At 61.4% G+C, this 15,194-nt stretch carries 12 protein-coding genes and 4 pseudogenes; 12 read left to right on the top strand and 4 right to left on the bottom strand.

The features are described from left to right. Positions 1 to 134: 134 nt before the first annotated feature. A pseudogene (locus tag FIU86_RS20945) lies at positions 135 to 1,016 on the bottom strand (recombinase family protein). Positions 1,017 to 1,242: 226 nt separating this feature from the next. Here FIU86_RS20945 and FIU86_RS20940 point away from each other — a divergent pair. Further along, the gene (locus FIU86_RS20940) at positions 1,243 to 2,313 is read left to right on the top strand and encodes a hypothetical protein (RefSeq protein WP_152477322.1); all 1,071 of its coding nucleotides are present in this window, start codon (positions 1,243 to 1,245) and stop codon (positions 2,311 to 2,313) included. A 57-nt stretch (positions 2,314 to 2,370) separates the two neighbouring features. Here FIU86_RS20940 and FIU86_RS20935 read toward each other — a convergent pair whose 3' ends face one another. Next, positions 2,371 to 2,787, bottom strand: a complete 417-nt coding sequence (locus FIU86_RS20935) for a helix-turn-helix domain-containing protein (protein ID WP_057796971.1) — start codon at positions 2,785 to 2,787, stop codon at positions 2,371 to 2,373. Between the two features lie 76 nt (positions 2,788 to 2,863). Between FIU86_RS20935 and FIU86_RS20930 the strand changes: the two genes are divergently transcribed. The 5 genes and pseudogenes from FIU86_RS20930 to FIU86_RS20910 form a co-directional block, all read left to right on the top strand. Next, positions 2,864 to 3,253 (top strand): mercuric transporter MerT family protein, encoded by a 390-nt coding sequence (locus FIU86_RS20930; RefSeq protein WP_057796974.1) that lies wholly within the window; start codon positions 2,864 to 2,866, stop codon positions 3,251 to 3,253. 18 nt (positions 3,254 to 3,271) lie between these two features. After that, on the top strand, positions 3,272 to 3,577 hold the full coding sequence (locus FIU86_RS20925; protein WP_057796972.1) for a heavy-metal-associated domain-containing protein: 306 nt from the start codon (positions 3,272 to 3,274) through the stop codon (positions 3,575 to 3,577). 4 nt (positions 3,578 to 3,581) lie between these two features. Next, positions 3,582 to 3,820: pseudogene (gene merF / locus FIU86_RS20920) on the top strand (mercury resistance system transport protein MerF). A 4-nt stretch (positions 3,821 to 3,824) separates the two neighbouring features. Next, positions 3,825 to 5,249: a mercury(II) reductase gene (merA, locus tag FIU86_RS20915; protein ID WP_144435656.1), complete on the top strand. Its 1,425-nt coding sequence runs from the start codon at positions 3,825 to 3,827 to the stop codon at positions 5,247 to 5,249. A 58-nt stretch (positions 5,250 to 5,307) separates the two neighbouring features. Further along, positions 5,308 to 5,508 (top strand): annotated as a pseudogene (locus FIU86_RS20910) (hypothetical protein); the annotation flags it as partial. A 241-nt stretch (positions 5,509 to 5,749) separates the two neighbouring features. On the opposite strand, the gene FIU86_RS20905 reads toward FIU86_RS20910, so the two are convergent. Beyond that, complete coding sequence (locus FIU86_RS20905) at positions 5,750 to 6,331, bottom strand: L,D-transpeptidase (protein ID WP_082631181.1); 582 nt, start codon at positions 6,329 to 6,331, stop codon at positions 5,750 to 5,752. Positions 6,332 to 6,568: 237 nt separating this feature from the next. On the opposite strand from FIU86_RS20905, the gene FIU86_RS20900 reads away from it, so the two are divergent. From FIU86_RS20900 to FIU86_RS20880, 5 genes and pseudogenes are all read left to right on the top strand, one after another. Continuing rightward, entirely contained in the window at positions 6,569 to 6,754 is a 186-nt protein-coding gene (locus FIU86_RS20900; protein WP_144435652.1) for a hypothetical protein, read from the top strand. A 5-nt stretch (positions 6,755 to 6,759) separates the two neighbouring features. After that, positions 6,760 to 7,422, top strand: a complete 663-nt coding sequence (locus FIU86_RS20895; protein ID WP_057796909.1) for a TVP38/TMEM64 family protein — start codon at positions 6,760 to 6,762, stop codon at positions 7,420 to 7,422. 17 nt (positions 7,423 to 7,439) lie between these two features. After that, positions 7,440 to 9,794, top strand: a complete 2,355-nt coding sequence (locus FIU86_RS20890) for a copper-translocating P-type ATPase (protein ID WP_172977595.1) — start codon at positions 7,440 to 7,442, stop codon at positions 9,792 to 9,794. Positions 9,795 to 9,915: 121 nt separating this feature from the next. Further along, positions 9,916 to 11,400 carry a multicopper oxidase family protein gene (locus FIU86_RS20885; protein WP_144435653.1) on the top strand — a complete coding sequence of 495 codons (1,485 nt, stop codon included), beginning with the start codon at positions 9,916 to 9,918 and terminating at the stop codon, positions 11,398 to 11,400. A 47-nt stretch (positions 11,401 to 11,447) separates the two neighbouring features. Further along, a pseudogene (locus FIU86_RS20880) lies at positions 11,448 to 11,837 on the top strand (sterol desaturase family protein); the annotation flags it as partial. A gap of 53 nt (positions 11,838 to 11,890) precedes the next feature. Here the strand turns inward: FIU86_RS20880 and FIU86_RS20875 are convergent. Further along, a complete protein-coding gene (locus FIU86_RS20875; protein WP_057796910.1) occupies positions 11,891 to 12,592 on the bottom strand; it encodes an IS6 family transposase in 702 nt (233 codons plus the stop codon). Positions 12,593 to 12,792: 200 nt separating this feature from the next. Here FIU86_RS20875 and FIU86_RS20870 point away from each other — a divergent pair, with 200 nt between their 5' ends. Continuing rightward, positions 12,793 to 15,147, top strand: coding sequence for a cation-translocating P-type ATPase (locus FIU86_RS20870; protein WP_057796911.1), 2,355 nt, complete (start codon positions 12,793 to 12,795; stop codon positions 15,145 to 15,147). Positions 15,148 to 15,194: the final 47 nt, after the last annotated feature.

Below are 15,194 nucleotides of genomic sequence, written 5' to 3'. Positions count from 1 at the left end.
GTCTGCCCCGATCCGTGGGCGCGTTTTTTATGTGACCGCGCGTTATTTTTCGAGACTATTGCCCGAGCAGCCAGATTCGTGCAAGCACTTTCTAGATTTAGTGGCAATCCGTTACGCCAACACAAGTGCCGTGTTCAGAGGAGCCCCAACTTTTCCGCACGCTCAAGCAGCATTTTGACTGAATACGGCTGCCAGCTAGTGCGCCCCCGAGGGGTGCGCTCACGCATCGATTCCAGCCGGTCGCAGATCGCCTGCAGTGTTATTTCTGGGTCCGAGCCTTTGATGGCAGCCACGATAGCCGGCAGGTGGTCATCGGTTTCGCGGCCTCCGGCGCGGCCAAGCACTGCATATGGTAGAAACTCGTCGCGAACATAGGCTTTCACAGCACGGAGCAGGCGGCTTTGGGTCCAGTGACGGTCGTGGGGCAGGGGGCCATTAATGATTCGCAAAACATCTTCCCAGGCCATATCCGGCCGTAGGCGTCACACGTGGGGCACCCAATCCTGCGCGGTTTCGTTCAGGCGCTCCATATAGCCGTCCTGTCGTGCCAGCCGCACCTTGCGCAGCGCGGCGGGGTCTTTGGTGCGAAGCCCAGGATTGCCACCAACGCGGCCCTTGGCGCGCGCAGAGGCAAGCCCGGCCTTTGTGCGCTCAAGTATCAGCGCGCGCTCGAACTCGGCCGCGGCACCCAGAACCTGCAACGTGATTTTTCCTTGAGGGTAGGCGGTGTCGATTGGATCCTGCAGCGAGCGGAAGAAAGCTCCCTTGGCGTCCAGGCGCTCGATCACCTCCAGTAAGTGCGACAGAGACCGCGCAAACCGGTCGATCCGCACGACGGCCAGCATATCGCCGCTCTGGACGCGTTCGAGCACCCGCGCGAGTAAAGGACGCGCGCGATTGCCGCCTGAGGCGTGCTCTTCAAAGATCTCGGCACAGCCCGCCGATTGCAGCGCCTCGGACTGGGGCAGGGGGGTCTGATCCTCTGTGGAAACGCGGGCATAGCCTATCAGCGACATGAAAACGGGCCGTTTGCAATTTTATGTATCACCAATAAACGACCGTTTGTAAACGGATGCAAGGGCGATCTCTGTGCCCCTGCTCAACGGAAAGCCCTTGGTTTCCATAGGCTGAGCGCGATCAGAGAGCCCTCGCCGACCATCGCCCGCGCGTGCTATATAAGAAGCGCGGGTGCACTCTGACAAAACCCTTGGGTAAAATGCAAAAACCCAGTATTTTGCACATATGAAGCCTCAAGCGCCTGCCTTTCATGATGAATCGGACGTTCTCTTTCTCGATGCTGAGGAGGTGGAACAGTCGTCCGAGGACGATCTTTGGTTCCTGCCCGGTCCCATGGAAGAGGAGCCGGATTATCTGCCGCCCGGACCGCGGGCCGAACCGCGTGAAGCCGAGATCCTCGACGATTGGCGGAAAGCAGAGGCGGGTCATGCCGCGCGTCTTGCCCGTGTGGCCGGTCGCGTCGGCGCGCTGGACGACCGCCTGAAGCGCAGCCCGGAAGGATGGCGGCACAGGCTTGCCCTGATCGAGGCTGCCGACCTCAGCTGGTTCGCGGGTGACCGCATTGGCCCGGATCGCATTGCTATTTGGATATCCATGCGCCTGTCAGGCGTTCAAGAGGACCCCGCAGGACTGGCGCGTGTCGGTTGGGCGGTACGTCGTCTGACAGGGGGACCAGGCCCCGAGGTGGACCTTTCTGCCTTCCTCGATCGTCGCGATCCCGAGAACATGGTCGATGACGCCGAGCCTTTTGCGGATCGCGCGGGCGGTTGGCTGAACCTGATGGCGCAAGCCGCCGAGCTGCACCCGATAACCCGTGCCTGCGCGGGTTATCACCTCTGGAGCCTTGCGGGCCTTGGGCAGCAGGGCGATCGAATGGAAGCGGCAGTCACGGCCGCGCGGATCGCGGCCAGCGAGGGCAAGGGAGCAGTCTTTGCACCTCTGGCCATGGGTGGGGCAGGGGGGCTGCGCGCTGGCGGCCCACCCGCTGACCGTTTGGCGTGTTGGCTTGAGGGGATGGAGACGGCATGTCTGACAGCAATGCGGCACCTAGACGATATTGAAGCATGGTCAGCGCGGGCGGAAGCCGAAATGACACCGCTTTCGGGCAAGACCCCGCGCGCCTTGCGCGCTGTGCTTACCGAATGGCCCCTTGTCTCTGCCCCGATGGGCGAGGTCCTGACCAACGCTAGCCGTGCCGCCGTTCAACGCAATCTCGCCTGGATGGAAGCGCGAGGCTTGATCCGCGAGGTGACCGGCCAGGGGCGATTCAAGATATGGGTAGCGGCACGATCTTGAATCTTCCAGTTCGATGCATGGGAGCTTCAAGAGTTCGGGAAGTTCGTGTCATAGTTTTCAGTTTCCAGAAATCGCGTCGAGCACCGGACAGTTGGGGACTTCGGCGCCAGAACACCTGGATGCCGTTGCAGCGAGGACGGATTCGATCCGCCGGAGGTCTGCAATCTTCGCACGCACATCAGCAAGGTGGCGCTCTGTTCTCTCCTTGACGTCGGCGCAAGTCGGGGCGGCTCCGTCCTCCAGCCCCAAAAGCCCGCGAATGTTTTCCATGGAGAACCCGAGTTCCCGGGCACGCAGGATGAAGCGCAGGCGTGTGGCGTGTGCGGTGGCATAGATCCGGTAGCCGGCATTGGTCCGGGGTGGGTCAGGCAGCAGGCCCGTTTTCTCGTAATAGCGGATTGTTTCGATGTTGCATCCGGTCGCCCGGGCCAGGTCGCCGCGTGTTAAGCCGCTCTCGCGTTCGTGATCGGTCATGGGCAGGTTTCCTCTTGAGCCTGTAGTTACTACAGACCCTACACCCATCATCAACCACAGACGAGAGGTGCGCGACATGACACTGACAGACGACAGAACAGACACTTCAGCGGCGGATCGCCCCGCCCGAAAGGGTTGGCTTGCGGCGGGCGGGGTTGTGGGCGCCTTTTTCGCCTCGGCCTGCTGCATCGGGCCGCTGGTGCTTCTGACTCTCGGCATCTCGGGCGCCTGGATCGGCAACCTCACGGCACTGGAGCCTTACAAGCCGATCTTTGCCGTAATCGCGCTCGGCTTCATCGGGGCCGGGTTCCGGCAGGTGTATTTGCGCAAGCCGACCGTCTGCGAGCCTGGTTCCTACTGTGCGCGCCCATCCTCGGCGCGGATCACCAAGACCGCGCTCTGGGCTTCCCTGATACTCGTCGTCGCTGCACTCACCATCGACTGGTGGGCCCCGCTTCTCTACTGATCCCGAAAGGACACCCTCATGAAGACGATCCTTGCCCTTGTTCTGTTCGGCCTGACCGCCACAGCACCCATCACGGCCATTCCTGCCGTCGCGCAAACCGTCGCCGCCGAGCAGACCGTCACCTTCGCGGTGGACAACATGACCTGCGCGCTCTGCCCGGTGACGGTGAAGCGCGCGATGGAAGGCGTCGATGGCGTGCGCGCCGTCGAGATCGACTTCGAGGCGCGCACCGCTACTGTCGTCTTCGACACCGCCGCGACCAGCGCCGAGGCGATCGCGACCGCGTCGGCCAATGCAGGCTACCCGGCGCGCGTCTCAGGTTGACGGGATGAGCGAGCAGACCGACCGCAAGATGATCGCGACAGGGATCGTCGGCACCGTCATCGCGGCGCTCTGCTGCTTCACGCCGATCCTGGTCGTTCTTCTCGGCGCCGTGGGCCTGTCGGCTTGACTTGGCTTGGCTGGATAGACTACGTGCTGCTGCCCGCGCTGGCGTTTTTTATCGGCCTGACCATCTATGCCGTCTGGCGGCGGCAGCGGCGCAGGGCATCTCAAGAAAATGGATGAGTTCATGAAATACGAAACCAAGGCACCCACGGGCGATTTCGACCTTGCCGTGATCGGCGCCGGATCGGCTGGCTTCTCCGCCGCGATCACCGCCGCCGAGGGCGGCAAGCGGGTCGCGCTCATCGGGCATGGCACCATCGGCGGGACCTGCGTGAACGTGGGCTGCGTGCCCTCCAAGACGATGATCCGCGCTGCGGAAGCCCTCCACAGTGCGCAGTCGGCGCATCGTTTCCCGGGCCTCAGCGGAGAGGCGCAGGTTGCCGACTGGTCGGCGCTGGTTGTGGCCAAGGACGATCTGGTCGCGACGCTGCGCCAGAAGAAGTACGCCGACCTGCTGCCGGGCTACGATGGAGTGACTTATATCGACGAGGGTCCGGCGCAGCTCGTCCCCGGCGGTGTCGAAGTCGGCAGGCGCAAGATCACGGCTCCCAAGGTGATCGTCGCCACAGGCGGCAGACCCGCCGTGCCCGATATCCTTGGCATCCTCGAAGCACCGACGCTCGACAGCACGTCGCTGCTGGCGCTGGACCATTTGCCCGACAGCCTGATCTTCCTCGGCGGCGGCTATATCGGCGTGGAGCTGGCGCAGATGATGGCGCGGATGGGCACCCACGTCACCATCGTCTGCCGCTCGCGCCTGTTGCCGCACACCGAGCCGGAGGTGTCCGAGGCGCTCACGGCGACCTTGCGCGCCGAAGGCTTGCGCGTCCTAGATGGCGCGACCTACCACGCCGCGCGGCGTGATGTTGACCGCGCGGTTTTGTCCGTGACGGTGGACGGTACCGACCGCGATCTGACGGCCCACCGCCTCGTCCTGACCACGGGCCGTGCGCCCAACACCAAGAGGCTGGGCCTCGCGGAGATGGGTGTCGAGACCGACGCACGCGGTGCGATCCGGGTGGGCGACGACATGCAGACCACGAAGCCCGGCATCTTCGCGGCCGGCGATGTGACCGACCGCGATCAGTTCGTCTACATGGCCGCCTATGGCGCCAAGCTCGCGTCCCGCAACGCCGTTCTGGGCGGGACGGAGCGCTACGACAACGCATCGATGCCTTGGGTGGTGTTCACCGATCCGCAAGTGGCCGGAGTCGGGCTGACCGAAGCGCAGGCGCGTGCGGCGGGTCATGACGTCAAGACCAGCGTGCTTACCCTCGACAACGTGCCTCGCGCGCTAGCGGCCCGCGATACCCGGGGCCTGATCAAGCTGGTCGCGGATGCGCAGACCGACCGCCTGCTGGGCGGCGTCATCATGGCGCCGGAGGGAGCCGACAGTGTCCAGACGCTCGCCATGGCGTTGAAGTTCGGCATGACGACAAAGGCGCTCGGCGAAACGATCTTTCCCTATCTTACCACGGTCGAGGCGCTGAAGCTCGCCGCGCAGACCTTCGACAAGGATGTCGCCAAACTGTCCTGCTGCGCTGGATGAAACGAGCAGATTTATCCAGCTTGGACCCTCAAGCGTGTCTAAGACGAGCAAGGCAGGCGAAATGACCCCACTTTCGGGCAAGACCCCGCGCGCCTTGCGCGCTGTGCTTACCGAATGGCCCCTTGTCTCTGCCCCGATGGGCGAGGTCCTGACCAACGCTAGCCGTGCCGCCGTTCAACGCAATCTCGCCTGGACGGAAGCGCGAGGCCTGATCCGGGAGGTGACGGGGCAGGGGCGGTATCGATTGTGGCGCATGTGAGCAACCAAATGGGCACCACCAGGAGCGTTTTTGCACAAGTAGAGACAAATGGCAGTAAAGGTTCGCTGAGCACTATTGCACGGGTTACGGCAAATGTCGCGTAGCCCTTAATTGTGAGATGAGAAATCCAACGAAATCAACGGCTATGCTTTGCCCTTAATTATGAGATTTTGCCTTTAATTCTGATATTTTTGCCCATTCACATTCTGGGGGGCTCGTTCATCTCAGGACCGCCTTTACTTCAGCTTGACGCAGTTTTTGGATACAGATGCACCCGCGCTCCGATCTGAACCCGATCATAAAGATCGGATACATGGTCATTGGTCAATCGCGCACATCCATTTGAAACGGCAAATCCGATTGTCCGTGGCTCGTTTGTTCCGTGGATGCGCAAGTAAGTATCCCGTCCATCATCATCATAAAGATATAGTGCTCTTGCTCCCAGTGGATTGCCAGGGCCACCGGGAACGCCATCGGCAAACCGCGCATACTTTTCAGGCTCCCGGCGGATCATTGCATTTGTCGGACGCCAACGCGGCCACTCGGCCTTGCGCGCAACATTGAATGAACCTGCTTCGTACAACCCTTCTCGACCGACACCCACGCCGTAGCGGATCGCCATTCCGTCTTCCAACATGAAGTACAAAAAGAAGTCATCAGGAACGACATGGACCGATCCGGGCACCCAGTCGGTGCGATAGGTATTCACCAATTGAGGAAGAAACCGATCCGGAAGGGCATATGCATGCGCAAAGGTTAGATTCGGCAGCGTAGCTGCAGCCAATGAAGTAAGAACAGCCGCCCGGCGCGTCAAAAATGTCATTCCGTCTCCTAGTCAAGGCCCGCTACGATCCGTCGATTTACATGGTGCTTTCTTTGGGGCCTGCGTCAATTACGACGATCGTTGGCGCCACGTTACGGACCTCGGACATTCCTGAACCAGAACCGCTTTGTCGCAATTTGTAACTATGACACTTCCGCGACTTGACCTTCCAGTCAGTGGAACCCCTATCTCAGGAGGAAGTATGACAAACAAGGCTTCGGAAAGGGCTGTAGAATCGTGAAATACCAACTCCGCCACTCGAATAGCACAATTTCTATCAGGCCGCCTGCGATTGATCCGTTTGGCGAGGCAAAACTGGCACGGTTCGGCACAAAGGCTCTGCTTTTGCGTTGGTCTGCGCCTCAAACAATCTACGGTTTTGCGCTGATGGCCTCCGTCTTCCTCATTGCCCCGCTGATTTGATCCAGATGTTCCGTGTCGTCCTCCTCGTCGCCCTGATCGGGGGCATTGTCGTCATTGCGCGGCCCGACCTTCTGAACCTGACGCTTCCGACCCGTGCTGATCTTGAAAATTGGATTGACGCCGCGGGCCTGTTGGGTCCGGTTGTCGTCGTCACTCTGATGACAGTCGCTATCGTTGCAAGCCCTCTGCCTTCTGCCCCGATCGCTTTGGCGGCGGGTGCGGCCTACGGACATTGGGTCGGGGCCGTGCTTGTCGTGATCGGTGCTGAACTTGGTGCGCTCATCGCCTTCACGCTGGCCCGCAAACTGGGCCATCCTTTCGTTGCACGGTTTTTTGGAGACACATCTCGTTGGGCGCTTCTCGGCTCACAAAACATGCTGACATTGATCGTCTTCGTCAGCCGCCTCCTACCGTTCCTGTCATTCGACCTTATCAGCTACGCGGCTGGTCTTAGTGCCTTGCACTTCTGGCGCTTCGCCATTGCAACGCTGGCCGGCATCATCCCCGCCAGTTTCTTCCTGGCACACATGGGGGCGATCGCGATGACGGGCGATTCAGAATCCGTCCTTTGGACGATTGCCGTCCTCGGCGTTGTTTCCGGTCTTTCCTTGATCGCGGCCCTCGTCAGCAAAAAACGCAAGTCCGGGCGACTGTCCGAATTCACCTAATTCAGAAAGGTTTCACCATGAACCATCCAGACGCATCATCCCAGCCACAGGTCTATACCTGCCCGATGCACCCCGAGGTCGTGTCCGACGAACCCGGCGATTGCCCGAAATGCGGGATGCACCTTGTCCCGCAGGATGAAGTGTCGGCATCCGAAGCCGACTGTCACCATCACGGCCACGCCGGTCATGCCCATGCAGCCGGTTCCGCGCCAGCAGACGGCAAATACGATACCGTGCCGGAAGACCACGATGGGGCGGTCTACACCTGCCCGATGCACGCCGAAGTCCGTCAGACCCACCCGGGCTCCTGCCCGATCTGCGGCATGGGGCTTGAACTGGAAAGTGCCGCCATGGACGAGGACGGCCCGAATCCCGAACTGGTCGATTTCACCCGGCGGTTCTGGGTCGGCACGATCCTGTCGATCCCACTTCTGGTCTTCACCATGGGGCCTTTCGTTGGGTTTCCCGGCGTAAGAGAGATTTTCGGAGAGCGCGGCACGCTCTGGATCGAACTGATACTCGGTACACCCGTGGTCTGGTGGTGTGGCTGGCCGTTCCTTGTCCGCGGCTGGAATTCGTTCCGCACGATGAACCTCAACATGTTCTCGCTCATCGCGATGGGCGTTATGGCCGCATGGCTGTTCAGTGTTGTTGCAGTCCTTGTCCCGGATATATTCCCCGATGGTTTCCGTGATGAACAAGGCCATGTTGGTGTCTATTTCGAGGCCGCGGCAGTGATCGTCACACTTGTCCTTCTGGGTCAGGTGATGGAACTGCGCGCCCGCGAAGGCACCGGAAAGGCAATCCGTGCGCTACTGGACATGGCGGCCAAATCCGCGCGTGTTATCCGCGATGATGGCAGCGAAGAAGAAATAGCGCTCGAAGATGTGGTCGTAGGTGACCGTTTGCGCGTGCGCCCCGGCGACAAAGTGCCGGTCGATGGCGTCGTCGCCGAGGGTCGCTCCTCTATCGACGAAAGCATGATCACCGGCGAACCCATTCCCGTTGAAAAGGTCGAAGGCGACACCGTCACAGGGGCCACGATCAACGGCACCGGATCGCTGATCGTCGAAGCCACGCGCGTCGGCTCGGACACGATGCTCAGCCAGATCGTAGAAATGGTCTCCAACGCGCAGCGGTCTCGTGCGCCGATCCAAAAATACGCAGACAAGGTCGCAGGTTACTTCGTTCCGGCCGTCATCGTAATCGCCATTCTGGCCTTTGTGGCGTGGGCGGTCTGGGGCCCCGCCCCTGCTCTGTCATATGCCTTGATTGCTGCCGTCGCGGTCCTGATCATCGCCTGCCCCTGCGCGCTTGGCCTGGCCACGCCGATGTCGATCATGACGGCCACGGGTCGCGGCGCACAGGCCGGCGTGCTGATCAAGAATGCCGAGGCGCTTGAGCGGTTTGAGAAAGTCGACACGCTGATCGTCGACAAGACGGGGACGCTGACCATGGGCAAACCGCGCCTCGTCGCGGTCCTGCCCGAGGATGGCCATGACGAGGCTGAGGTTCTCCGCCTTGCCGCATCACTTGAGCGCGGCTCAGAACACCCGTTGGCCGAGGCCATCGTGCGCGGTGCTGAAGAGCGTGGTGTGGATATGGCTAAGGCCGACGGCTTCGAGGCCGTGACCGGCAAAGGCGTTCGCGGTACCGTTGATGGGAAATCCGTCGCGCTGGGTAACCGCAAGCTGGTTGAGGATCTTGGCCTTGAAACCGGACCATTAAGCGACGTGGCCAACATCCGCCGGGATGAAGGCGAAACGGTGATGTTCGTCGTTGTCGAAGATGCGCTGGTCGGTCTCGTCGCGGTGTCCGATCCGATCAAGGACACCACGCCCGACGCACTCAAGGCGCTGCACGATCTGGGGTTCCGCATCATCATGGCCACCGGCGACAACGAACGCACCGCCAAGGCCGTGGCCGACCGCCTCGGCATCGACGAGGTCCGCGCCGATGTCCTGCCCGAAGACAAGGCGAAGATCGTCCGCGATCTGCAAGAAAGCGGGGCCAAGGTTGCCATGGCCGGTGACGGTGTCAACGACGCCCCTGCCCTCGCGCAGGCGGATGTTGGCATTGCCATGGGCACCGGGGCCGATGTGGCCATCGAAAGTTCCGGTATTACGCTGGTAAAAGGCGACCTCGACGGCATCGTGCGCGCCCGCCGCCTGGCCCGCGTCACCATGCGCAACATCCGCCAGAACCTGTTCTTCGCGCTGATCTATAATGCTTCAGGTGTGCCCATCGCCGCAGGCCTGCTCTACCCGTTCTTCGGCATCCTCATCAGCCCGATGTTCGCCGCTTTCGCCATGAGCGCCTCGTCCATTTCCGTGGTACTCAACGCGCTGCGCTTGCGCCGGACGACACTATGACTTTGATGTTGTGTGCCGTGAGCTCCTCGACGTTCGCCGAGCCCATCCGCGTCAGCGTATTGCGCAGGTGGATCTAACGCATTCTTCAAAGAAGCGGCCTCCGCCGCGAAAGGACAAACCCATGAAACGACGACAGTTCATCATTGCCGGTGCAGCGGCTGGCGCGACCCTAGCCACACCGATGCTGCTGACCCGCCGTGCGATCGCGGCAGAAACGGGCGCACCCTTGCCGATCCCACCGCTGATGGACGTGGATGGCATCGCCGGGAACACGCTGACTGCGCATGCCGCCACACGGGCATTCTACGCTGGCGTCGCGTCGCCGACGCTTGGGTTCTCACAAGACTACCTTGGCCCGACATTGCGCTTCGTAAGGGGCCGCGCCGCGAGGATTTCAGTGGAGAATAGCACCGACATGCCGATCACCGCGCACTGGCACGGCATGCACCTTCCCGGTGACCTTGATGGCGGTCCGCAACTTGCGTTCGGTCCCGGCGAGACATGGGCGCCTGAACTTCCGGTGGATCACCCTGCAGCGACGCTGTGGTATCACAGCCATGTCCACGGACAGACCGCCAATCAGGTCTATCGCGGCCTAGCGGGGATGATCCTGCTGGACGACCCGGCGATCGACGTTCCACTGCCCCAAACCTATGGCGAAGATGACATACCGCTCATTGTTCAGGACCGCCTGTTCCGGCGCGGAGTAATGACCTACGACCTTGGCCACATGGACCAGATGGCGGGGTTTCAGGGCAGCGACATTCTGGTCAATGGGACACTGCACCCGAAAGTGACCGTGCCCGCCGGTCTGGTGCGGTTCCGTCTTTTGAATGGGTCCAATGCCCGCACTTACGAATTTAGCTTCTCGGATGGCCGCCGGTTCCATCAGATTGCCAGCGACGGCGGGCTTCTGCCTACACCGCATGCGGTGACCGGCTTGCACCTGTCGCCCGGCGAACGTGCCGAAATCGTCGTCGATTTCTCCGATAGCCGTGCTGTGCGGCTCGTGTCTGCCGACATCGCGGCTGGGATGATGGGTGGCGGGTCCATGGGCGGCATGATGGGCGGAGGCTCCGGCCCGTCGGGCACGCTCGACATTCTGTCGATCGAGGTTTCAGGACAGGCCTTGGTGACGCCAGACGCCTTGCCCGCGCGCCTGCCCGCCCAGTTGCGCGATCTTGGCGCGCCGGTCCGGACCCGTGACTTCACCCTGAATATCCATTCTCGCGGCATGATGGGCAGTATGATGAACAACCTCTTTGGCCGCTCGGGTCAGTCCATGGGCATCAACGGCGCCTCATATGACATGGGCCGCATAGATTTCCATGTCCCTTTGGGCGAAACCGAACGCTGGCGGATCAACGCTGACATGATGGCCCATCCCTTCCACGTGCATGGGGCCTCGTTCCTCGTGACGCATGCGGGCGGACAGGCCGTCGATCCGCAACTGACCGGCCTCAAGGACGTGGTTCACGTCGACGGGCCCACTGAAATTCTCGTCCGTTTCGACAAGCCCGCCACGGCAGAGGCTCCGTTCATGTACCACTGTCACATCCTCGAACACGAAGATCGCGGAATGATGGGCCAGTTCACCGTTGGATAGATCACGATGAAACCCTAGATTCAGCTCGAGTTGGAGGAGCTTGGACGATGATTGAAACGATACTTGAGTTTGAACCGGCCATTCGCCTCACGGCGTTCCTCGGGATCCTTGGGGCAATGGCGCTCTGGGAAATCGCGGCACCCCGCCGTCGTCGGGACATTCCGCGCGTGATCCGCTGGACCAACAACCTCGCGCTCGTCGTGATCGATACAGCGATCCTGCGTCTAACCTTCCCGATCCTCGCCGTTGGCCTTGCCGTTCTGGCGGAAGAGCGCGGCTGGGGCCTGTTCAACGTTCTCGATATCCCTGACTGGATCGCCGTGATTGTCTCCATGCTGCTGCTGGACCTCGCGATTTACTTTCAGCACGTGATGTTCCACGCGATCCCGGCCCTATGGCGGCTGCACCGCATGCACCATGCCGATCTCGATTTCGACGGTGTTGTCACGTTAACCTGTCGGCAATCGGCGAAGGCATCGCGTTAGTGGGATCAAGCGATGTTCGCAGCCGTTTTCCAGACATCAAGTGCCTGCAACCGATGGAAGCGGATGGTTAAGGCTGTGCGGCGGCAGGATGGGACAAAGAAGCAGTTTCGGGTTGCTGAGTGAACAGACACGAAGCGCTGCAAGCCGCCGGGTGATCGGTGTCCTTGCATCACCCGTTCCCGCTTTCGAAACGGCAGGTGGCTGTTCTCTGCGCGATTATTCAGGCCCTTGTGCGACCAATGATCCAAACCGGGCGCTACGTCGCGCTTGGCAGCGCCATAGGATCGCAGCTTGTCCGTTATAATCCGTTTTGGCACGAAGCCATGACGCTTGAGAAGTCTGAGCATCAGACGTTTCGCAGCCGGCTTATTCCGACTGGACTGGAGGATTTCATCCAGCACAACCCCATGTTGATCGACCGCGCGCCAGAGCCAGAATGACCTGTCGGCAATCTTCACGACGACTTCGTCCATATGCCAAACATCACCCGGACGGGCTTGCCTCCGTCGCAGATTCTGGGCGATCTGAGGCCCGAATTTGACCGTCCAGCGCCTGATGGTTTCGTAGGACACATCAATTCCGCGCTCGAGCAACATCTCCTCAACCTCACGCAGGCTTAGGTTGAAGCGCATGTAGAGCCAGACCGCGTGAGCGATAATCTGGGATGGAAAGCGATGGCGCTTGTAGCTGATAGCCGATGTCTGCATTGCAGTCAGATAAGAAGAAATCGCGACGCGAACAACAATAGGGCAGTTAACGTGACATCACCGCCTCAAGGCGTGATGGAGCCGGTCACCGCATCCTCTAGCAATAAATCAAACTGAAATACCACCGTATTTTGCTCTTGAAGCTCTAGCTACTGTAGGGGCTATGTCATGGTAAAGCACCCGAATCCAGAGGTCCATTCATGCCGTCCGACACCCATCGTCACGACCATGATCACGCCGAAGATGCCCAGACAAGCGGCGGCAGCTGCTGCGGGAGCGCCGGAACGTGCGGCGACACCGTTCCGGCGACCCCCGCGCCAGCGGGCGGGCGCAGTTTTCAGGTGTCCGGCCTCGATTGCGCCGAGGAGGTAGCAATCCTGAACAAGGTGGTCGGCCCGAAGATCGGCGGGGCCGAACATCTTGCGTTCGACGTGATCAATGGACGGATGACTATTCTCGACAGCGCCAAGAGTGTATCGGACGGCGAAATTGCAGAACTGGTCGCAAGCACCGGCATGACCGCCAAGCCTTGGGATGCCGAAAACGCGTCGGTCGACCAGGCGGCCCATCTTGCACGCCAGCGGCTGTTTACGGCGCTCAGCGGCGGCTTCTGGGCCGCGGGATTTCTGTGGCACATCATCGAGACCGGCATGGGGGGGGCACTCGGCCTCTTCGCAGGGCACGGCGAAGCGCCGATGCCACTGGTCGAGGCAGGGTTATTCGCGGTTGCGATCCTGTTCGGTGTTTGGCTCGTGGCGCCCAAGGCATGGTCGTCCGCACGGCGGCTGTCGCCCGACATGAACCTGCTCATGGTCGTCGCAGTCGCGGGTGCAATTGGCCTCGGCGAATTTTTCGAGGCGGCGACGGTCGCGTTCTTCTTCTCGCTCTCGCTCTACCTCGAAAGCTGGAGCGTCGGGCGTGCGAGGAATGCGGTTTCAGCTCTGCTCGACCTGGCGCCGCCGACGGCAAGAGTTCTTAATGATGACGGCTCGGAAGCGGACGTTCCGGCTTCTGCGGTTGCTATCAACGCACGTTTCGTCGTGCGCGGCGGAGACCGCATCCCATTGGATGGTGAGGTTGTCGATGGGGCAGGGGCCGTCGATCAGGCGCCAATCACCGGAGAGAGTGCGCTGGTCCCAAAGGAACGGGGCGACGAAGTCTATGCCGGTACGATCAACGGCGAAGGCACACTGATGGTGCGCGCCACGAAGGCCGCCTCGGATACCGTGTTGGCCAAGATCATCCGCATGGTCGGTGACGCCCATGCCCGCCGCGCGCCGGTGGAGCAGTGGGTGGCGAAGTTCGCCCGCATCTACACGCCTATCGTCATGGCGCTCGCCATTGCAATTGCCTTGCTGCCGCCGCTCCTTTTCGGTGGGGTCTGGGATTATTGGTTTTACAACGCACTCGTGCTGCTGGTGATCGCCTGCCCATGTGCTCTGGTTATCTCGACCCCTGTCTCCATCGTCGCCGCACTCACCACTTCGGCACGGGCGGGTGTACTCATCAAGGGTGGTGCCTATGTAGAGGCACCGGGCAAGACCACTGCATTGGCCATGGACAAGACCGGCACGATCACCATGGGCGAGCCCGAGGTGGCGGCGGTGCATCCGCTGGGCAAAGCATCGGCGCAAGATCTGATGACCCTCGCCGCTGGGCTGGAGGCACGTTCCTCGCATCCCTTGGCGCGTGCCATTCTCGCGCGGGCCGAAGCCGACGGCATCAAGGTGTCCGCCGCGGAAGATACCCGAACCGTTCCCGGCAGGGGACTTGAAGGACGCACAGACGGCCGTTCGATCTGGCTGGGGTCGGACCGGTTTGCCGAGGAGAAGGGTTTCGGCGACGCCATTCCGAAGGATTTGCGCGACCGCATCGAAGGGGCTGGCAGCACCCTTGTTGCCGTGGGCGACGACACCGGCGTGACCGGCATCCTGGAATTGCGCGACCGTATCCGCCCCGACGCCAAGGGCATCGTGGCACAGCTCCACGCGCAAGGCGTGAAGACCATCGTCATGTTGACGGGCGACAACGAGCGGACAGCGCGCGCCGTTGCAGCCGAGGTCGGCATCAACGAGGTCCGTGCCGAGCTTCTGCCCGAAGACAAGGTGACTGCCATCGAAGAACTGGTCGAAACGCATGACATGGTGGCCATGATCGGCGACGGGGTGAACGACGCCCCCGCCATGGCGCGTGCGCATTACGCCATCGCGATGGGTGCTGTTGGTTCGGACGCGGCAATCGAGACGGCGGATATTGCCCTTATGACCGACGACCTCGGCAAGGTGCCTTGGCTGATCGGTCATTCGCGCCGGACAATGTCGATTATCCATCAGAACATCGGTATTTCCTTGGCGACCAAGGGCGTTTTCGTCGTCGCTACTGCGTTCGGAGTGGCATCGATGTGGGGCGCTATTGCAGCCGACGTAGGAGTGTCATTGCTGGTGGTGGCCAACGCCCTGCGCCTGCTGAACAGCCGAGAGGCCAAGGCGCCGCCGTCCGGCGGTGAACAGGTTGGTCCACAGATGACAAAAGCCGCGCTTGCCCACGGACATTGATCAGGCAGCATTTGCAAGGTAACGTAATGTCCATATCAGACCTCACG

The organism is Roseovarius sp. THAF9 (genome assembly GCF_009363715.1).
Taxonomy (GTDB): domain Bacteria; phylum Pseudomonadota; class Alphaproteobacteria; order Rhodobacterales; family Rhodobacteraceae; genus Roseovarius.
The sequence above is the reverse complement of the archived record's forward strand: the minus strand, read 5'-3'. Positions and strand labels throughout refer to the sequence as shown.